Below are 19,782 nucleotides of genomic sequence, written 5' to 3' on the forward strand. Positions count from 1 at the left end.
ACAGGGGTTATTTATCGGTTAACTGACCGATAATTTCTCTGACCAGTTGCACCCGATCGTCATTCGGGAACCACTTATTAGCCAGCATAATCACCGCAGTATTTTCCGCCGGAATAAACACCGCATAGGTAGAAAAACCGTTGGTAGAGCCGGTCTTATTATACCAGGTGCTACCGCTGGCGACTTTGGGCGGCGTAATGGCGCTGGCGCGCATCCCGTTAAGAATGCGTTTACCGCTATTGCCTGCCACCAGTTTTTCCGCATTCACCGGCCAGGGGTAGTATTCCCACATCATCGCCTGGGTGAAATCCCGGGTGTGGAAATACCCATGATGAGTGGCGGAAACCGCCTGCTGCCAGTCGTTATCCACCTTCTGCTGGCCCATATTAACGGCCAGCCAGCGGATCAGATCGGCGGAGCTGGATTTCAGCCCATAGGATTCGGCATCCAGCGGTCCAGGCGTCACCCGAACCGGCTGGTCTTCCTTGTTATATCCCTGGGCATAGTCCCCCATCTTATCCTGGGGCACCTCTATCCAGGTGTGATGCATCCCCATGGCGGGTAACAGCCGCTGCTCCATGGCCTGTTTAAAGGGTAATTCCAGCTGTCGGGCGCTAATCATCCCCAACAGCCCTATGCCCAGGTTAGAGTAAACCCGGCGGGAGCCCGGGGGCGAAGGCAGCCGCCAGGCTTTATACCAGGCCATCAGTTGAGGAGTATCCTGCACGCTGTCCGGCACAAACAGCGGCAGGCCGGAAGTATGGGTCGCCAGGTTGAGCAGCGTGACCCGGTCGAAGGCGCTATTCTTAAGTTCCGGCATCCGGTGGCTCACCGGATCGCGCCAGTCCATTTTGCCCTGCTCCACCGCATAGCTGGCCAGCGCGGCGGTAAAGGTCTTGCTCAGGGAGCCGATCTCAAACAGTGTCTGTTCAGTCACCGGCGTCTGGCTCTGCTTTGAGGCCACGCCGTAGTTATAAAAGCGGGTTTCACCGTTGTGCAGTACGGCAATCGCCATGCCCGGTAGCTGATATTTAGCCATTACCGGCTTAACAGCGGCATCAATAGCGCTATTGTGCTGCTGGGCCATCGCGCCAGACGCGCAGCACAATACAAGCCCGGAAATCATAAAACGCATCATCACCCAGAATCCTTTTTATTGTTTGTTGGCACCCACATCATTCAGTCCGACGGGACATAATGCAACCACGGAAGGCAATGTTATAAAACTGTAACAAATGACTCTTACACTGCTCCCTGGTCACGTGACTGAGACAGGAAGCCATAATGAGCAGACCCTTAACCGCCGTATTTAAACAAGAGCACCGGGAAGAGATTAGCAACCCCAGCGATAATCGCGCCTTTTCCCAGGTCGCCAGCGCATATCTTTCGCGCCGCCGCTTCTTACAGATGGGAATGGTGGCAGGCGCCGCCGTTACCCTGCCGTCGCTCCTGATGCCGCAAAACGCAGGCGCGAAAACGCCGCTCGCCCACGCCGTTGCGCTGGGTTTTGCCAGTATTCCGGTATCGACGGAAGACCGGGTTATCGTCCCCGAAGGTTATGTCGCCCGTCCCTTTTACCGCTGGGGCGATCCGGTGGGACTGCGCGATAATCTGCCCGCCTTTAAGCCTGATGCCACCAATACCACCGCCGAACAGGCGGCCCAGGCGGGCATGCACCATGATGGAATGGCCTGGTTCAGCCTGCCGCGCGGCTCTGATAATGCCGAACACGGACTGCTGGCGCTGAACCATGAATATATCGATAACGGCCTGCTGTTCCACGACGGCATGGCCGACTGGCGACTGGATAAAGCCCGTAAAGGTCAGAACGCCATGGGGATTTCGGTGATTGAGGTGCAAAAACGCGATGGCGACTGGACGGTGGTTCGTCCTTCGGAATATGCCCGCCGTATTACCGTGGGAACGCCAATGCAGCTTTCCGGCCCGGCGCGCCACCATACGCTGATGAAGACCGCCGCCGATCCGGCAGGTGAAACGGTATTCGGCACCATGCAGAACTGCTCCTGCGGCCATACCCCCTGGGGAACTTACCTGACCTGCGAAGAGAACTGGTCGGATATTTTTGTGAAACACGGCGAGCGCAACGCGCTGGAACAGCGCTACGGCATTAGCGACAGCGATGAATCTTACCGCTGGAGCGAGGTGGACGACCGCTTTAACGTCGATAAAACCCCGAATGAACCCAACCGTTTTGGCTGGGTGGTGGAAATTGATCCTTATTCGCCGGATTCTACTCCACGTAAACATAGCGCCCTGGGCCGCTTCAAGCATGAGGGGGCCACGGTAACCCTGGCGGATGACGGACGGGTGGTGGTCTATATGGGCGACGACCAGAAGTTTGAATATATCTATAAATTCGTTTCCGACGGCCGCTACAACCCGCAAGACCGTGAATCCAACATACGGCTGCTGGAGTCCGGCACCCTGTATGTGGCCCGCTTTAACGACGACGGCAGCGGCGAATGGCTGGCGCTGGTCCATGGCAAAAATGGGCTTGATAGCAGCAACGGTTTTGCCAGTCAGGCGGAAGTGCTGATCAAAACCCGACTGGCGGCGGACCTGCTGGGGGCCACTAAAATGGATCGCCCGGAGTGGGTAGCCGTCGATCCGAATCGCAGCGCCAGCGTCTACTGTACGCTGACCAACAACAGCGATCGCGGCACCGAAGGCAAAGCGCCGGTCGATGCCGCCAATCCCCGGGCGAAAAACCTGTTTGGTCATATCATGCACTGGACCGAAGCCGACGATTCACCGGCCTCTACCCGCTTTCAGTGGGATATTCTGGTGCTGGCAGGCCGTACCGACACCGACGATAAAAACGCCAAAGGCACCATGCAGGGCGCCGCCTTCGGCAGTCCGGACGGTCTTTCCTTCGACCATCGCGGCGTGCTGTGGATCCAGACGGATGTATCATCGTCCACCATTAACCAGAAGGCCTATGCCGGAATGGGCAATAACCAGATGGTGGCGACGGTGCCCGGCACCAATGAATACCGGCGTTTCCTGACCGGCCCGCGGGGCTGTGAAATTACCGGCATCGCCTTTACGCCGGATAACCGCACGCTGTTTATCAATATTCAGCATCCTGGTGAAGGCGGCGATGTCTCAGACCCTGCGAATCCCCAGGCGGTCTCCACCTGGCCGGATGCCCAACCCAACGGGCGACCCCGTTCGGCCACCGTGGTGATTACCCGGGAAGATGGCGGGCCGATCGGCACCTGATGCTAATGCCGCCCTGCGGGGCGGCATTGAGACGGATGACAAACCTGAGCCGAACGCGTTCGGCCTGAATCACCAGAAAAATAAACAAGGAAAATCAATTCATTGATTTTCGGCTGATAACCACAAAGAGGGAAAAACCACGTTTTTTCCCTCTTTGTCATCAACCTGAGTGCCGCCCTTCGGGGCGGCACTGCTGTCAGATAAACTCCACCCAGGCGCTGCCGCTATCGGCGGATCGCACGCAATTTTCCACCCAGCGTACCCCCATGGCGCCGGCATGAACATCCGGATACCAGAATTGTGCCAGGAAGTCGGTATCCCCTCTGTCACTGGCATCCATAGCGATGGCGAAACGCCGGTAGAGATTCGACCAGGCTTCGAACAGCCCTTCCGGATGTCCGGCGCCAATGCGATCTTCCTCCAGCGCCGTATCGACCAGATAAGGCATGCCGCGATCGAGTATCTGCGCCGGTTGTCCCTGCACTTCATAGCGCAGTTGATTGGGGTGCTCATCCCACCATTCCAGACTGGCCTTCTCGCCGACAATGCGCACCTTCTGACTGTGCATCGCCCCGCTGTTCACCGCTGACGTCCACATGGAGCCGACCGCGCCGTTGTCATACTCCATCAATACAAAGGCGTTATCTTCCAGCGGTGCCCGGGACTGAACAAAGCTCTGGCGCGAGCACATCAGACGGCGAATTTTCAACGCGGGCACCATGGTTTCCGCCAGAAACAGCGGATGCGTCGCCAGGTCTCCCAGCACGTAGCTGGGCCCGACAAATTTCGGATCGACCCGCCAGCGGGTGCTGGGGCTATCCTGCTCCACCGCACGATGGTGGAAACCGTGCGAAAACTGCATATTCACAATGCGAATCTCGCCGAGATCGCCGTTCGCCACCATCTGGCGCGCCTGCTGGATCATCTGGTGGCCCGAATAGCCATAGGTCACGCCGACAATCTTATTCTGCTTTCGGCTAAGGGCCACCAGCGCGTCGGCCTGTTCGCTGGTAAAGCAAAGCGGCTTTTCGCAAACCACGTGTAACCCGGCTTCCAGCGCCGCACGGCAGATAGCGTAGTGAGTATTATTGGGCGTGGCGATAGAGACGGCCTCAATGCCGTCCGGGCGCTTCGCCTCTTCCTGAAACAGCGTCTGGTAGTCGCTGTAGCAGCGATCGCCCGCCACCCCCAGCCGTTCGCCAAAGGCGCGGCCCCGGGCGGCATCGATATCGAACGCCCCCGCCACCAGCGTAAAAGTACCGTCACGCAGCGCTGCGGAACGATGAATATAGCCAATCTGGCTGGTGCCGCCGCCGCCCACCATGCCCCAGCGCAGGGAGCGTTCCAGCGGTTTAATACCGTTAATCATCTCTTTCTCTCCGTTAAAAACCGATACCGCGCAGGTAGCGCAGACTTTCGGTGACATCATGCAGGCTGCTGTGGGCATCGCGCGGGTCGCGTTCATGCTCCAGCGTTATCCAGCCGCGATAGCGGCGTTCGAGGAGCAGATCGCGTATCGCCGGATAGTCGATGGCGCCCTGCCCCAACGGACACATCACCCCCGCCGCGCAGGCGCTGAAAAAGTCCGCCCCCAGAGTCAGTTGTTCACGATGGCGTTCGGCATTCACATCTTTAAAATGCAGATAATCCAGACGCGAAAAATAGCGATCCAGCCAGGCGACGGGATCCATTCCCGAGTAGTAAAGGTGGCCGGTATCCAGACAGAAACCGGCGGTCTGGTGGGGAATATCCCCGGCCAGCTGTGTGATTTCGTCGGCGAATTCGATACAGCCTCCGGCATGGGGATGAATCACCGGCCGCACCCGGTACTCCTGCCAGGCGATATGGCTGATGGTGGTGATGTGTTCCACCATGCGCTGCCAGTCGGCGGGAGCCAGACGCGGCGCACGTTCAGACTGCCCGGCAAACTGCGCCCGGCGGGGATCGCCAAAGTCGATAATCACCAGATACGGGGGCGAGTTTTCGCCATCTGGCTGCCGGGCAACGGGCGCCTGAGAGAGATTGCGACAGATGCTGTGGGTCAGTTCAAGAATACGTGGGAAGTGATGCTCGCTGACCAGATCGTCAAAGATTGTCCCGGCCACCAGCGCCAGACCGGCCTGCTCCAGCGCCGTGCACAGGGGCTGAACTTCGGTGGGCAGATACCCCCAGGGTCCCAGCTCAATGGCGCGATAGCCTGCGGTAGCGGCCTCATCCAGTACCTTCTGCCACGGCGGCAGGTTCGGGTTTTTGGGGTCATCCACGCCCCAACTGCAAGGGGCATTAGCGATAAGCATGGTCATCATGAGCTCCTTTTATGAGAGTGTTTTTGCGGTCTGCGCCGACTTTTGACGTGCCACATGGTCCAGCACGTGCTGCTCCATGCCTTCCAGCGAAACCCCTTTGGTTTCAGGCAGCAGCGCCTTCACAAACCACCACGACAGCAGCGAACTGGCAGTAAACAACAGCAGCGGGAACCCGCCGTGGAAGGTATGGCTGAGCCAGGGATTCATATTCATCATCGGGAACGACTGGCTGACCAGGAAGTTGGCTATCCACATCGCACCAATGGAAAAACCCATTCCGGCGGCCCGCAGGCGGGTGGGGAAAATCTCACCAATCACGGTCCAGACCACCTGCCCCCAGGTGGCGCCGAACAGCAGCATATAGCCGAACAGCCCCACCACAGACACAATGCCTTTAACCCCGTAATAGAAGGTGATGAAGGTGAATAACAGACAGCAGGCGGAGCCCAGCGAGCCGACCAGCAGCAGCGCCCGGCGACCGACTTTGTCTATCAGGCTCATTCCACCCAGCACCCCGACGAACTGCAGCGCGGCAAGCCAGATGGTCATAAACATCGCCTGCTCCATATCGCCGGTCACGTTCATCAGCAGCGTCGGCCCGAAATACTGGATAACGTTGATGCCGGTCAACTGATTAAAGGCCGCCAGCCCGACCCCAAGGGTCAGAAAGATCAGGGTACGGCGGTTAAAGGTGACTTTTTCCCGGGTAACGCCCTGCTGGTTTTCAGCGCTCAGCGACGCCTGAATTTCTGCCAGCACGTGCCGGGCGTGCTGCGGGTTAGAGATACGGGTCAGGGTATCCAGCGCCTGCTGGTGACGACCCACCAGGGTATTCCAGCGCGGAGATTCCGGAATAAAGCCAACGAAGATAAAGAACAGTACGCAGGGTACGAACGCGGATCCCAGCATCCAGCGCCAGCCGGTCTCCGCCAGCCACTCGGGCGACGCGTCTTTGGCTATCAGATAGTTGGTGGCCAGCACCAGTACCTGACCACCGGTGCAGCAGATCATATGCATAGTCATCGCCCGTCCGCGATAATCTTTGGGCGCCACTTCGGCGATATAGACCGGCGAAACCACCGAAGCGATGCCGATCCCCACGCCGCCCAGCATGCGAAACAGCACAAAAGTGGTGAAGTCCGGCGCCAGGGCAGTACCCAATACCGAGGCGATAAACAGCACTGCGGTGAAGATCAGACTTTTTTTACGCCCGATGCGATCGGCCAGCCAACCGGCCGTCAGGCAACCCGCCACACAGCCGATGATGACATTCGCCACGGCCCAGCCGGTCTGGGCGGGTGTTAGCTGATAGTGATGGCTAAGGGGCTCGATGGCGCCGGAGATCACCGAAGAGTCATAGCCGAACAGCAGGCCCCCTAATGCCGCTACGCAGCAAATAGCCATCACATAGCGGATATTGTGTTTAGCGTCTGTTTTCTTCACGTATTCAGTTCCACAGCAAAATGTGAATTAAAAACTGAATTAATATTTCATAAATTCCAAGTATGAAATATTTGTTCTTTGATGGGGTTCAAAGTTTGCAGTGAAGCACGCGAGATGGTGATGGAAAACCGTCAATATCGAAGAAGAGATTCAGTGTAGAATGGCCGCGCCCGTAACGTAACTGATAAGGAAGCTGAATCGCTATGAAACCGAAGTCTGTGACCCTGTACGATGTGGCTAAGCATGCCAGTGTCTCTTACCAGACCGTTTCACGGGTGGTAAACCGGGCGGCGCAGGTTTCTGAGAAAACCCGCCTCAAAGTCGAGGCGGCGATGAGCGACCTCAACTATGTGCCTAACCGCGTGGCGCAGCAGCTGGCAGGCAAGCACAGTCACACGATAGGTTTCGCCACCACCACCCTTGCGCTGCATGCTCCCTCGCAGATTGCCGCCGCCATTAAGTCGAAAGCCGGAGAGATGCAGTTTAATGTGGTGATTTCCATGGTTGAGCAGCCGGGCCTGGAAGCCACCAGATCCGCGATAAACAGCCTGCTTTCCCAGCGGGTAGACGGCATTATCATCAATATTCCGCTGGAAGATGCCGATGCGATGGAGATGCAGCGCGCATGCGGTGCCGTACCGGCGCTGTTCCTTGATGTTTCCCCGACCGTGGCGGCGCGCCATTCGGTTTTCGATCCCGACATGGGGGCGCGACTGGGTGTGGAGCACCTGGTTCAGCTCGGCCACCGGCACATCGCGCTGTTGGGGGGGCCAGCCAGTTCTGTTTCTGCCCGTCTGCGTTTTGACGGCTGGTTACAGCACCTGTCTGAACACCGGCTAACGCCGGTGGCGAAGCTCCATGGCGACTGGGGTTCACTCTCCGGCTATCAGCAGGTACAGCAGATGCTCCACGAAGGGGTACAGCCAGGCGCCCTGCTGGTGGCTAACGATCAGATGGCGCTTGGCGCGCTGCGGGCGCTGCATGAATTCGGGCTGGGTGTTCCCCGTGACGTTTCCGTCGTGGGCTACGACGATACCGAAGACAGCGCCTGCTTTATCCCGCCCCTGACCACCATCAAACAGGACTTCAGGACGCTGGGCCAGGTGAGCGTGGAACGCATGGTCGCGCTGATTGGCGGTGAACAAGTACCGGACGATCTTCTGACCGTGAGTCTGGTGGAACGTAAAACCACCGCTGCGCCGGGCAGCGATACCCCCTCTGCCCGGCAACTGGCCGATGCTCTGACCCGGCTGGCGCACCAGGTTGGGCGCCTGAAATAGCGCCGTGCTTTAACCGTTTTCCTCTTCCCCCTCCCTCAGGTCTATTGTGAAGCGCATCACCGAATACGGCGATGCGTCTTTACATCATCGATCGTCAAAATCATACTCCGTAAAAATGTGAGCGAGTAACAAAAACAAATCAAGGAACCCTACAATGACTGTCAAGGCGCTTTCGCTTGCCGCGATTCTGGCACGCCGGGACTGGGAAAATCCCGCCGTGACTCAGTTACACCAGCTTGATGCCCATCCGCCATTTTCCAGTTGGCGCAGTGTCGAAAATGCCCGGCACGACGCCCCATCCCCCACGTTGCGCAGCCTTAACGGCGCATGGCGTTTTAGCTATTTCCCCTGTCCCGAAGCGGTTCCTGAACGCTGGATTGATGAAGACCTGACCGATGCCGATATGATTCAGGTTCCCTCTAACTGGCAAACGCTGGGTTACGATGCCCCCATTTATACCAATGTGACCTACCCCATTCCGGTCGATCCGCCCCGGGCTCCACGGGATAATGCCACGGGATGTTACTCGCTCACATTTAGTGTGGATACTGACTGGCTGGCGAGCGGTCAGACCCGTATTGTGTTTGACGGGGTGAACTCCGCGTTTCATCTGTGGTGTAACGGTGAATGGATAGGCTACGCGCAGGACAGCCGTCTGCCTTCGGAGTTTGACCTGAGTCAGGCGTTGAAGCCTGGCGCCAATCGCATTGCCGTGCTGGTACTGCGCTGGAGCGACGGTACTTATCTGGAAGATCAGGATATGTGGCGCATGAGCGGCATTTTCCGCGATGTTTCCCTGTTGCATAAGCCGGATACCCGGTTATCTGATATGCGGCTTACGCCCCACTTGAACGAAGACTTCACGCATGGCGAGCTGGAAGCCCTGGTGGCGCTGGACGGCGACGTAACACAGGACTGCCAGATAGCTCTGCAACTGTGGCTGGGCGACAGCCTCATTGGCGAACAGCAGCAGGCCGTTGGCAGCGATATCGTGGATGAGCGCGGCGCCTGGCGCGATCGCACTACTCTGCGTCTGGCGGTTAAGCAACCTCGCCTGTGGAGCGCTGAACAGCCAGCGCTCTATCGCGCTGTGGTGGTGTTGAAACGTCACGGCGAGGTACTGGAAGCCGAAGCCTGTGATGTCGGATTCCGTAAGGTGGAAATCCATCAGGGTCAGTTGAAGCTGAACGGCAAACCGCTGCTGATTCGCGGCACCAACCGCCATGAACATCATCCTGAAAACGGTCAGGTGATGGATGTCGAGACCATGCGCCGCGATATTCTGTTAATGAAGCAGCATAACTTTAACGCCGTCCGCTGCTCCCATTATCCCAATCATCCGCTGTGGTATCGGCTCTGTGATTACTATGGGCTGTATGTGGTGGACGAAGCCAACATTGAAACCCACGGCATGGTGCCGATGAACCGGCTGAGCGACGATCCCCGCTGGCTCCCGGCCATGATGGAGCGCGTTACCCGCATGGTGCAGCGCGATCGTAACCATCCCTCCATTATTATCTGGTCGCTGGGCAATGAATCCGGGTATGGCGGCAACCATGACGCGCTATACCACTGGATAAAAGCCAGCGATCCCAGCCGCCCGGTCCAGTACGAAGGCGGCGGTGCTAATACGCCAGCAACTGACATTGTCTGCCCGATGTACGCCAGGGTGGATCAGGATCAGCCCTTCCCTCAGGTGCCTAAGTGGTCAATTAAAAAGTGGATTGGTCTGCCTGATGAGTCGAGACCGCTCATTTTGTGCGAATACGCCCATGCTATGGGCAACAGTCTGGGCGGCTTTCGCAAATACTGGGATGCCTTTCGCCAGCATCCGCGCCTGCAGGGAGGCTTTGTCTGGGACTGGGTTGACCAGTCGTTGACTCGATATGATGAAAACGGCCAGCCCTGGTCCGCCTATGGCGGTGACTTTGGCGATACCCCTAACGACCGCCAGTTCTGCATGAACGGTCTGGTCTTTGCCGATCGCACTGCGCATCCCGCTTTGTATGAAGCCTTGCAGGCACAACAGTTTTTCCAGTTCCGGCTGCTGCCCGGCAACCGGCTGGAAGTGACCAGCGAATATCTGTTCCGTACCACGGACAACGAGCGCCTGCACTGGACGCTGAAGCTGGACGGTGAATCCCTTGCCTGCGGCGAGGCGCTTTTGAATATCGCCCCGCAGGGCCAGCAGATTATTACTCTCGACCTTCCCGACGTAGATCGCAGCGGCCAGCTATGGCTCAACGTTGAGGTGCGACACATCGAGGCAACCCCCTGGTGCGACGCCGGTCACCTGTGCGCCTGGGATCAGTGGCGACTGGCGACCCGGCTCAGCGAACCCGACGCTTTTGTTGTGGGTGCTGCGCCCGAGCTTGAGACAAACGACGCGTTTATCGAGGTGCGTCACGGCGCTCAGCACTGGCGCTTCGATCGCGAAAGCGGCCTGCTCTGCCAGTGGTTCAGCCACGGGCAGCCAACCCTGGCGACACCGCTTCAGGATCAATTCACCCGCGCCCCGCTGGACAACGATATCGGCATCAGCGAAGCCTCGCGCATTGATCCCAACGCCTGGATCGAGCGCTGGAAAGCGGCTGGCTTGTATGAGATGAGCGCCCGGCTGGTGAAGATGGATGCCGGAACGCTGAATGGCGAGGCCCGGATAACCACCGTACATTGCTGGCAGGCCAGGGGTAATACGCTGTTTATCAGCCGTAAAACCTTTTGCATTGACAGCCATGGCGAGCTGCATATTACGGTAGATGTGGAGACTGGCCAGGATACGCCAGCCCCGGCGCGGATCGGGCTGACCTGTCAGTTAACGGATGTGAATCCGCAGGTGGCCTGGCTGGGGCGCGGTCCCCATGAAAATTATCCCGACCGCAAAAGTTCGGCGCGTTTCGATCTCTGGCAACGCCCGCTCACCGAAATGTATACCCCCTATGTCTTCCCGAGCGAGAACGGCCTGCGCTGTGATACCACGCGGCTTGATTATGGCGCCAACCGGTGGCGTGGCCATTTCCATTTCAACCTGAGTCGCTACAGCCAGAAACAACTGATGGATACTTCGCACCGTCATTTACTTAAAGAGGAGCCCGGAAGCTGGTTGAACCTTGATGGATTCCATATGGGGGTCGGCGGCGATGATTCCTGGAGCCCGAGCGTTGCGCCCGAGTTTTTACTTGAACAGCGGCACTACCACTACGCGGTGAGCTGGGCTCGCCGTTAATCCTCTGCCCTATCGGGCAGGCCGGGATGGGCCTGCCCGCAGATACCCTAAGGATAAATTCCATGTACTACTTAAAAAACACCAATTTCTGGATCTTTGGGCTGTTCTTTTTTTTCTACTTTTTCATTATGGGGGCCTATTTCCCCTTCTTTCCTATCTGGTTGCATGACATCAACCAGATAAGCAAGAGCGACACCGGGATTATATTCGCCTGTATCTCTTTATTTTCGCTGTTGTTTCAGCCGATATTTGGGTTGCTTTCGGATAAGTTAGGTCTGAGGAAGCATCTGCTGTGGATGATTACCGGCATGCTGGTGATGTTCGCCCCCTTCTTTATTTATGTGTTCGGGCCGCTGCTGCAAACCCATATTCTGTTGGGTTCCATCGTGGGCGGGATCTACCTGGGGTTTATCTATAACGCCGGTGCGCCAGCCATTGAGGCCTATATTGAAAAAGTCAGTCGCCGCAGCCAGTTCGAATTTGGCCGGGCGCGTCTGTTCGGCTGCGTGGGTTGGGCGCTGTGCGCCTCGGTGGTCGGCATTATGTTCACCATCAATAACCAGTTCGTGTTCTGGCTGGGTTCGGGATGTGCGGTGATCCTGGCTATCCTGCTGTTTTTCGTTAAACCTGCGGCGCCCGCTTCTGCTCAGGTGGCGGATTCTCTGGGGGCGAACCATTCGCCTTTCAGTCTGCGGCTGGCACTGGAGCTGTTTAAGCAGCCGAAGCTGTGGTTCCTGTCGCTCTATGTGGTAGGCGTTTCCTGCACCTATGACGTGTTCGATCAGCAGTTCGCTAACTTCTTTACCTCGTTGTTCGCCACCAGAGACCAGGGGACGCGGGTATTTGGCTATGTCACCACCATGGGCGAATTGCTGAATGCCTGCATCATGTTTTTTGCACCGCTCATTGTTAACCGGATTGGCGGTAAGAATGCGCTATTGCTGGCCGGTTTTATTATGTCAGTCCGGATTATTGGCTCGTCGTTCGCCACCTCGCCGCTGGAAGTGGTGGTGCTCAAAACGCTGCATATGCTTGAGCTGCCGTTCCTTATCGTCGGCTGCTTTAAATACATCACCACCCAGTTTGAGGTACGCTTTTCCGCCACTATCTATCTGGTCTGTTTCTGCTTCTTTAAGCAACTGGCGATGATCTTTATGTCGCTGTTTGCCGGATTTATGTATGACCGGGTCGGTTTTCACGGCGCTTATCTGGCGCTTGGTCTGGTGGCGCTGACCTTTACCCTGATTTCAGCCTTCACCCTGAGCGGTATGGGGCCGCTGGAGGCCATCAGGTCCCCTCACCCCAACCCTCTCCCCGAGGGGGAGAGGGAGCTTTAAGTGACGGTGTATTCTTTAACGGGTGAGGGTCTTAGCGTCAGATAGCGGCAGCGTTAACGTCCTGAATATGATCCCGGGTGAGTCGGTAAACCACCGGACTCAGGAGGGCCAGCGCAATCAGGTTGGGAATGGCCATCATGGCGTTCAGGGTATCGGCCAGCAGCCAGACAAAGTCCAGTGACTGGGTGGCTCCAATGGGCAGCGCGATAATCCAGGCAATGCGGAACGGTATTACCGACTTTGGCCCCGCCAGGAACTGGATGCACTTTTCGCCATAAAAACTCCAGCCCAGAATGGTGGTGAAGGCGAAGATTGCCAGCGCTATCGCCACAATGTAATTACCGCCGGGCAGCGTGCTGGAAAACGCGACAGACGTGAGCGTAGCCCCTGTTTCACCGCTCAGCCACTGGCCGCTGATAATAATGGTCAGCCCGGTTACCGAACAGACGATAATGGTATCGATAAAGGTGCCCAGCATGGCGATCAGTCCCTGACGAATGGGATTCTGGGTTTTCGCCGCAGCGTGAGCGATGGGGGCACTGCCCAGCCCCGCTTCGTTCGAAAAGACGCCGCGCGCCACCCCGAAGCGGATGGCGGCCCATACCGCCGCACCCGCGAAGCCGCCCTGGGCGGCCACCGGGGTAAAGGCTGAGGTAATAATCAGCTCGAAAGCGGCCGGAATAGCGCTAACGTTCAGCCCCAGCACAATAATCCCCGCGCCGAAGTAGCCCACTGTCATCACCGGCACCAGTTTGCCCGCCACGTCGGAAATACGCTTAATACCACCGATCAGCACGGCCCCGACCAGCACCACCAGAATGGCGGCAGTCACCCAGTGCGAAACCCCGAAGTTACTGCTCATGGCGTCGGCAATCGAGTTGGCCTGCACCGTATTGCCAATGCCAAATCCGGCGATACTGCCGAAAAAGGCGAACAGCGTCCCCAGCCACATCCACTTCGCACCCAGACCGTGCTTGATGTAGTACATGGGACCACCAAGGTGGTTGCCGTTAGCGTCCTGCTCGCGGAATCGCACCGCCAGCACCGCTTCGGCATATTTGGTCGCCATTCCCACCAGAGCGGTCATCCACATCCAGAACAGCGCGCCCGGCCCCCCCATTACGACCGCCGTCGCCACCCCGGCGATATTTCCGGTGCCGATGGTCGCCGAAAGCGCGGTCATCAGCGCATTAAAGGGCGAAATCTGCCCCTCGCCCCGGTTGTGGTTACGTTCGAACAGCAGTCGAAAGCCTGTACCGAGTTTACGGATAGGCAGAAACGCCAGCCGAATTTGCAGGAAAATACCAATGCCGAGAATACCGATTAGCATCGGTACTCCCCATACCACGCCGTTTATGGCCGAAAGCCATGATGTGATGAGTTCCATGTTTCGCTCCTGAGCGTTTGTAATGTCGGTACGGCCATTATTGTTATGTCAATTTGTTACAGAGATGTAACTCATAACCAGGAGCGATACCAATAGCAAATCACAATGGCTCTACCTGGCTCACAATAACGCTCTAAGGCCAGGCATTGCTGGAAAAACAGACTATGGGAGTGACGTTGTCACGCAATGAATATGAAAAGCCCCCTGCCAGATGCTACCTTAGTCCGTGATGTCTCACTTTCCGGAGCAAACGCAAATGAAAAAAGTCTTTATTATCGGCGGCGCAGGCAACGTTGGCCGCAGTCTGGCTCAACAACTGGCCCGGGCGGGCCATCAGGCGCTGGCGATGTACCGTCATCCGGAACAGGAAGCGGCCCTTAAATTGCTGGGCGCCACGCCGGTACGCGGCGATCTGCAGTCGCTGGATGAACAGGCGCTGGCGGATCTTATCGCTGGCAGCGATGTGCTGGTGTTCAGCGCTGGCGCTGGCGGAAAAGGCGGTAAGGAGATGACTAACGCCATCGACGGCCACGGACTGGAGATTGCCGTAGCTGCGGCTCTTAAGGCTGGAGTATCGCGCTTTCTGCTGGTTTCCGCCTTCCCGGAAGCCGGGCGCGGTAAAGCAGCCCCTTCCGACACCTTCGAAAACTATATGGCGGTGAAAAAGCAGGCTGATGTGCATCTTGCCGCCAGCCCGCTGGACTGGGTGATTCTGCGCCCCGGCACTCTGACCAATGACGCCGGCAACGGGCGGATTAACGCGGGCCTCGCCATTCCTTATGGTTCTGTCCCACGTGAGGATGTGGCTGCGACTCTTGCTGCCCTGATCGAAACCCCCGCCGTCAGCCGCAAAATTATTGAAGTCACTGAAGGCAATACCCCCGCGCTTCAGGCGGTGCAGGCGCTGGCTTAAGGCGCAGGATACCAGATCTCCACTGCGCGGGTATCAATGCGCCGTGGCAGCAGACGCGCGTCAAAGAACGCATCGGCAATGGACTGCTGCTCTTTCAGGCTTTCCCGGGTAACGGGTTCAACCTGGTAACTACGGCGGGCGTTGGCCTGCTCCACGATATCGGGCGCCAGGTTACCCCACAGCGGCGCCAGCAGTTTTGCGGCCTGGTGTGGGTTTTGCTTAATCCAGTCCGCTTCCTGGCGCAGGGTTTGCCAGACGATCGCCAGCACCTGCGGGTTATCCTTACCCCATGCCCGGGAAGCCAGATAGTAACGCTGGTAGTCAGCCAGCCCTTCGCCATCGGTCAGGATCCGGACATGCTGCTGAATGCGGGCGCTGGTCACGAACGGCTCCCAGGTGACCCAGGCATCAACGCTGCCGCTTTCCAGCGCAGCCCGGCCATCCGCCGGTGTCAGCCAGGCTGGCGTGATATCGCTGAAGCTCAGTCCCGCCTGTTTCAGGGCGGCAATCAGTAGATAGTGGCTGCCCGCCGCTTTGGTCACCGCAATTTTTCGCCCTTTCAGATCCTGAATACGGCGCAGCGGCGAGTTAGCCGCCACCACAATCGCCTGAGCGCGGGGAGAAGGCGCTTCCCGGGCAAACCAGATAAGCTCACCGCCAGCGGCCTGAATAAAGACCGGTACGGTATCGGCCACATCAGCGGAGATATCGATATTATTAAGATTGAGCGCTTCCAGTAGCGGCAGGCCGCTGGAAAATTCGTGCCACTTTACGCGAATATTATGGCTGGCCAGCGCCTGTTCCAGAGTGCCCTGCTGCTTTGCCAGCATCAACAGGGTTGATGATTTTTGATAGCCGATACGTATCGTCTGCTGCGCCGCCTGAACCGCAGGCGCAATTAATGCCGCAGCCAGTAGCAATCCCCGAAATAGCCTCACTGGATCCACCTCCCGAATAGTTTCAGGCAGCATAAAGCGCGGGCGCTGGCAGACTGAAATACCGATTTTGCAACCGGATAGCAAAAAAATGTCTAATGACTTTTGCGTAGGACAGTCGGAAGGCATGACGCTTCACAATTTTTAGTTCTTATCGCCCGAATGTTCGATTACCGCACAACTATTACCCTGGCACCATAGACGCCGCGGCGGGATATGGCCAGGCTAAATGACACCGTCCCGTTTTAAGGAGTCTGCCAATGAATCAGACCATGCCCCGCAGGACACACCTGCAGGTCGCTATCGCAGGAGGCGGCATTGCCGGTGTCACTCTGGCGCTAGCCCTGAGCCGCCTGCCCCATATCTCGCTTTCCCTGTATGAGTCCGCCCACGGCTTTAGCGAAGTTGGCGCCGGTATTTCTATCGGCCCCAACGCGGTGCGTATTCTTGACTGGCTGGGCGTGGGTGATGCATACCGCGAAGCCGCAGACAGCCTGGCGCCGCCGTGGCGCGATATCTGGTTTGAGTGGCGAACGGCCGCCAGCGCCGACCTGATCGGCACCACCCTGGCGCCACCGGTGGGTCAGTCTTCGATACACCGGGCGGATCTGCTTGATCTGCTGACCGAAAAGTTGCCCTCCGCCAGCCTGCACTTTAATAAGCGCATAATCGATGCCCGCACTGGCGCCGATGGACGGGTCAGCCTTGAATTTAGCGACGGCAGCCGTGCCTGCTGCGATCTGTTGATCGGGGCCGACGGTATTCATTCGGCACTGCGCAACATCGTGCTGACTGAACGGGGGCTGGCGCGCGTGGATCCGTTGTTTACCGGTACACTGGCCTGGCGTGGACTGATAGAAACCGAAACCCTGAACCGGCGCTTTGACTGGTCGGGATTCGACCGACGGCTGATTGATATTCCCCAGATGCACCTTGGCGACAACGCCCATATTCTTACCTTCCCGGTGAAGAAAGGGGCGCTGATTAACGTGGTTGCCTTTCGTACCGACCCCGCCCGGCGCCACGTCGCGCTGGCGCCGGACGAGCCATGGGTTACCGGGGTGTCGCGTCCGCAGCTGATGGCGGAATTCGAAGGCTGGAGCGCGCCGGTGCGCACGATACTGAGCGCCATTAAACGCCCCAGCCGTTGGGCGCTGCATGAACTGCCGCCGCTGGAGACCTGGCATACCGGGCATATCGCGCTGATCGGCGATGCCGCCCATGCCATGCTGCCCCACCAGGGCGCAGGCGCTGGTCAGGGTATTGAAGACGCCTGGTTCCTGTCCCGACTGCTGAGCGCGCCGACTCTGACGCGTCGCGATATTCCCGTCGTACTGCGTCAGTACGATGCCCTGCGGCGCCCCCGGGCCACGGCAGTGCAACGGACCTCATCGGAAGCGGGGGATCTCTATGAGATGCGCAGCCTGGCAGCGCGGCAGCGTCCGCAGTTGGAACATCAGCTCGCCACCCGCTTCGACTGGCTGTGGCAACACGATCTGCGCCGGGATCTGGAACGCGCGCGCAGCGCGCTGGGTGCCTGACCCGAAACGATTGATACCGTGAAATCGCGGCGGTTCGCCGCCGTTTTTACTCAACTTAAGATTAATTTTTTATTAACGCTCCGAAAATGTTAAGGTTCACACGGATTTTTCTCTGGAGCATTTATGGATAACACAATAAATCAGGACCCCAACTCTCCCCCACAAAAACCAAAAACCATCAATCCCCCCGTCTTTTATGGCTCAGCCATTCTGATCGCCGCGCTGGTGCTGTTTGCCGCCCTGTTTCCCAAACGCGCCGATGTCTGGTTTAAAGCGTTGCAGCAGGCTATCTTCACCAATGCCAGCTGGTTCTATGTTCTGACAGTAGCGTTAATACTGCTGACGGTAGCCTTTCTGGGCATGTCGCGTTACGGCAATATTAAGCTGGGGCCGGACCATGCGACCCCTGACTTCAGTTATTTCTCCTGGTTCGCCATGCTGTTTTCCGCCGGAATGGGTATCGGGCTGATGTTTTTCGGCGTTGCCGAACCGGTAATGCACTATATGTCGCCGCCCACCGGCACGGCGGAAACTGTGGAGGCCGCCAAAGAGGCGCTGCGTCTGACCTTCTTCCACTGGGGGCTGCATGCATGGGCTATCTACGCCATTGTGGCGTTGATCCTTGCCTACTTTAGCTATCGCCACGGCCTGCCGCTGACCCTGCGTTCGGCGCTCTACCCGATTATCGGCGATCGTATCTATTCCACTCCCGGTCATATCGTCGATATCTTCGCGGTGATCGGCACCGTGTTCGGGGTCGCGACCTCACTGGGTTACGGCGTGTTGCAGGTCAATGCTGGTCTGAACCATCTGTTTGATTTGCCGATTAATCCAACCACCCAGGTGATCCTGATTGTGGTGATCACCGCCATGGCGACGCTGTCGGTGGTGAGCGGTCTGGACAAGGGCATCCGAATTCTGTCAGAGATTAACCTGTGGCTGGCCCTGCTGCTGCTGGTACTGGTTATTGCTCTGGGGCCGACGGTGCTGCTGCTGAAATCCTTTGTGGAAAACACCGGCGGCTACCTGTCGGAGATTGTCAGCAAGACCTTCAATCTGTACGCCTATGAGCCCAAATCCAGCGAATGGCTGGGGGGCTGGACCCTGTTCTACTGGGGATGGTGGATCTCCTGGTCTCCGTTCGTCGGCATGTTTATCGCCCGGGTTTCCCGCGGTCGTACCATCCGCGAATTTGTGACCGGCGTGCTGTTTGTTCCGGCGGGCTTTACCCTTATCTGGATGACCGTCTTCGGTAACAGCGCTATCGAGATGATTGCCCACAAAGGCGCCACCCAACTGGCCGAAATCGTCCAGAGCGACGTTTCGCTGGCGCTGTTTAACTTCCTGGAGCATTTCCCGTTCTCTCAGGCCCTGTCTTTCCTGGCCATGGCGATGGTCGTGGTGTTCTTCGTGACTTCCGCTGACTCCGGCGCCATGGTGGTCGATACCCTGGCATCCGGCGGCGTTAAACACACCCCCGTGTGGCAGCGTATTTTCTGGGCGGCGCTGATGGGCGTGGTGGCCATTACCCTGCTGCTGGCGGGTGGACTTTCTGCGTTGCAGACCGTAACCATCGCCAGCGCCCTGCCGTTCTCTATCGTGTTGCTGACCTCGATGTGGGGGCTTCTGAAGGCGCTCAAGGTCGACTTCTATAAGAAGGAAAGCCAACAGGTCACCACCATCGCACCCGCCGGACGTAATCCGATGTCCTGGCAGCGCCGCGTGCGTCAGATAGCCTGGTATCCGAAGCGCTCTCAGGTGCGGCGCTTTATGGAAGAGGTGATTCACCCGGCTATGAATATGGTGAGTGAAGAGCTGGAAAAACAGAACGCCAGGGCAAGCGTTGATAACGCCCATGAAAATCGCATCCGCCTGGAAGTGGATTTTGGCGATGACGTTAACTTCGTTTATGAAGTCCGGCTGCGTCCCTACACCCGCCCTGCCTTCACGCTGATCGAGCTGGAAGAAGAAGAGCGTGAAGGCGACCAGAAGTACTACCGCGCCGAGGTATATCTGAAGGAAGGCGGTCAGGACTATGACCTGATGGGCTGGTCCCAGGATCAGATAATCCATGATGTCCTGGACCAGTACGAGAAGCATATTCACTTCCTGCATCTGGTGCGTTAATGCCATACCACTCTCCCGGCGTGGAGAGTGAAGGACTGCAATCC

Annotated in this window: 13 protein-coding genes; 7 read left to right on the forward strand and 6 right to left on the reverse strand. The window is 57.8% G+C overall.

The window, feature by feature from the left end; genetic code table 11:
* Nucleotides 1–7 precede the first annotated feature (7 nt).
* The gene (ampC, locus tag FEM41_RS17450; protein WP_138099241.1) at nucleotides 8–1,135 is read right to left on the reverse strand and encodes a class C beta-lactamase; all 1,128 of its coding nucleotides are present in this window, start codon (nucleotides 1,133–1,135) and stop codon (nucleotides 8–10) included.
* A gap of 149 nt (nucleotides 1,136–1,284) precedes the next feature.
* On the opposite strand from ampC, the gene FEM41_RS17455 reads away from it, so the two are divergent.
* Nucleotides 1,285–3,243 (forward strand): PhoX family protein, encoded by a 1,959-nt coding sequence (locus FEM41_RS17455; protein ID WP_138097463.1) that lies wholly within the window; start codon nucleotides 1,285–1,287, stop codon nucleotides 3,241–3,243.
* Nucleotides 3,244–3,439: 196 nt separating this feature from the next.
* Here the strand turns inward: FEM41_RS17455 and FEM41_RS17460 are convergent, their stop codons facing one another.
* Genes FEM41_RS17460 through FEM41_RS17470 form a run of 3 tightly spaced genes read right to left on the reverse strand, consistent with a single transcriptional unit; the run spans nucleotide 3,440 to nucleotide 6,992 of the window.
* Nucleotides 3,440–4,612 carry a Gfo/Idh/MocA family protein gene (locus FEM41_RS17460; RefSeq protein ID WP_138099242.1) on the reverse strand — a complete coding sequence of 391 codons (1,173 nt, stop codon included), beginning with the start codon at nucleotides 4,610–4,612 and terminating at the stop codon, nucleotides 3,440–3,442.
* 13 nt (nucleotides 4,613–4,625) lie between these two features.
* The gene (locus FEM41_RS17465) at nucleotides 4,626–5,546 is read right to left on the reverse strand and encodes a sugar phosphate isomerase/epimerase family protein (protein WP_138099243.1); all 921 of its coding nucleotides are present in this window, start codon (nucleotides 5,544–5,546) and stop codon (nucleotides 4,626–4,628) included.
* A 12-nt stretch (nucleotides 5,547–5,558) separates the two neighbouring features.
* Nucleotides 5,559–6,992 carry a sugar porter family MFS transporter gene (locus tag FEM41_RS17470; RefSeq protein WP_241666512.1) on the reverse strand — a complete coding sequence of 478 codons (1,434 nt, stop codon included), beginning with the start codon at nucleotides 6,990–6,992 and terminating at the stop codon, nucleotides 5,559–5,561.
* A 203-nt stretch (nucleotides 6,993–7,195) separates the two neighbouring features.
* On the opposite strand from FEM41_RS17470, the gene FEM41_RS17475 reads away from it, so the two are divergent.
* From FEM41_RS17475 to FEM41_RS17485, 3 genes are all read left to right on the forward strand, one after another.
* Nucleotides 7,196–8,272, forward strand: a complete 1,077-nt coding sequence (locus FEM41_RS17475; protein ID WP_138097464.1) for a LacI family DNA-binding transcriptional regulator — start codon at nucleotides 7,196–7,198, stop codon at nucleotides 8,270–8,272.
* A gap of 154 nt (nucleotides 8,273–8,426) precedes the next feature.
* Complete coding sequence (locus FEM41_RS17480; RefSeq protein WP_138097465.1) at nucleotides 8,427–11,498, forward strand: beta-galactosidase; 3,072 nt, start codon at nucleotides 8,427–8,429, stop codon at nucleotides 11,496–11,498.
* Between the two features lie 62 nt (nucleotides 11,499–11,560).
* A complete protein-coding gene (locus FEM41_RS17485; protein ID WP_138097466.1) occupies nucleotides 11,561–12,835 on the forward strand; it encodes an MFS transporter in 1,275 nt (424 codons plus the stop codon).
* A gap of 37 nt (nucleotides 12,836–12,872) precedes the next feature.
* Here the strand turns inward: FEM41_RS17485 and FEM41_RS17490 are convergent, their stop codons facing one another.
* Complete coding sequence (locus FEM41_RS17490; RefSeq protein ID WP_138097467.1) at nucleotides 12,873–14,222, reverse strand: alanine/glycine:cation symporter family protein; 1,350 nt, start codon at nucleotides 14,220–14,222, stop codon at nucleotides 12,873–12,875.
* Nucleotides 14,223–14,478: 256 nt separating this feature from the next.
* Between FEM41_RS17490 and FEM41_RS17495 the strand changes: the two genes are divergently transcribed.
* Nucleotides 14,479–15,135, forward strand: coding sequence for an SDR family oxidoreductase (locus FEM41_RS17495; RefSeq protein ID WP_138097468.1), 657 nt, complete (start codon nucleotides 14,479–14,481; stop codon nucleotides 15,133–15,135).
* On the opposite strand, the gene FEM41_RS17500 is transcribed toward FEM41_RS17495, so the two are convergent.
* On the reverse strand, nucleotides 15,132–16,073 hold the full coding sequence (locus FEM41_RS17500; RefSeq protein ID WP_241666513.1) for an aliphatic sulfonate ABC transporter substrate-binding protein: 942 nt from the start codon (nucleotides 16,071–16,073) through the stop codon (nucleotides 15,132–15,134). The two genes, FEM41_RS17495 and FEM41_RS17500, sit on opposite strands and share 4 nt — an antisense overlap.
* Before the next feature lie 257 nt (nucleotides 16,074–16,330).
* Between FEM41_RS17500 and salA the strand changes: the two genes are divergently transcribed.
* Together salA and betT are read left to right on the forward strand one after the other, a co-directional pair.
* On the forward strand, nucleotides 16,331–17,611 hold the full coding sequence (gene salA / locus FEM41_RS17505; RefSeq protein ID WP_206665529.1) for a salicylate 1-monooxygenase: 1,281 nt from the start codon (nucleotides 16,331–16,333) through the stop codon (nucleotides 17,609–17,611).
* Nucleotides 17,612–17,734: 123 nt separating this feature from the next.
* Nucleotides 17,735–19,738 (forward strand): choline BCCT transporter BetT, encoded by a 2,004-nt coding sequence (gene betT, locus FEM41_RS17510; protein WP_138097470.1) that lies wholly within the window; start codon nucleotides 17,735–17,737, stop codon nucleotides 19,736–19,738.
* The last annotated feature ends 44 nt before the right edge of the window (nucleotides 19,739–19,782 follow it).

Source organism: Jejubacter calystegiae (assembly GCF_005671395.1).
Classification (GTDB): Bacteria; Pseudomonadota; Gammaproteobacteria; order Enterobacterales; family Enterobacteriaceae; genus Jejubacter; species Jejubacter calystegiae.

Coding starts and splice junctions, on each gene's coding strand:
- ampC (WP_138099241.1), bottom strand. CDS start 1,135: ATGCGTTTTATGATTTCCGGGCTTGTATTGTGCTGCGCGTCTGGCGCG.
- FEM41_RS17455 (WP_138097463.1), top strand. CDS start 1,285: ATGAGCAGACCCTTAACCGCCGTATTTAAACAAGAGCACCGGGAAGAG.
- FEM41_RS17460 (WP_138099242.1), bottom strand. CDS start 4,612: ATGATTAACGGTATTAAACCGCTGGAACGCTCCCTGCGCTGGGGCATG.
- FEM41_RS17465 (WP_138099243.1), bottom strand. CDS start 5,546: ATGACCATGCTTATCGCTAATGCCCCTTGCAGTTGGGGCGTGGATGAC.
- FEM41_RS17475 (WP_138097464.1), top strand. CDS start 7,196: ATGAAACCGAAGTCTGTGACCCTGTACGATGTGGCTAAGCATGCCAGT.
- FEM41_RS17480 (WP_138097465.1), top strand. CDS start 8,427: ATGACTGTCAAGGCGCTTTCGCTTGCCGCGATTCTGGCACGCCGGGAC.
- FEM41_RS17485 (WP_138097466.1), top strand. CDS start 11,561: ATGTACTACTTAAAAAACACCAATTTCTGGATCTTTGGGCTGTTCTTT.
- FEM41_RS17490 (WP_138097467.1), bottom strand. CDS start 14,222: ATGGAACTCATCACATCATGGCTTTCGGCCATAAACGGCGTGGTATGG.
- FEM41_RS17495 (WP_138097468.1), top strand. CDS start 14,479: ATGAAAAAAGTCTTTATTATCGGCGGCGCAGGCAACGTTGGCCGCAGT.
- salA (WP_206665529.1), top strand. CDS start 16,331: ATGAATCAGACCATGCCCCGCAGGACACACCTGCAGGTCGCTATCGCA.
- betT (WP_138097470.1), top strand. CDS start 17,735: ATGGATAACACAATAAATCAGGACCCCAACTCTCCCCCACAAAAACCA.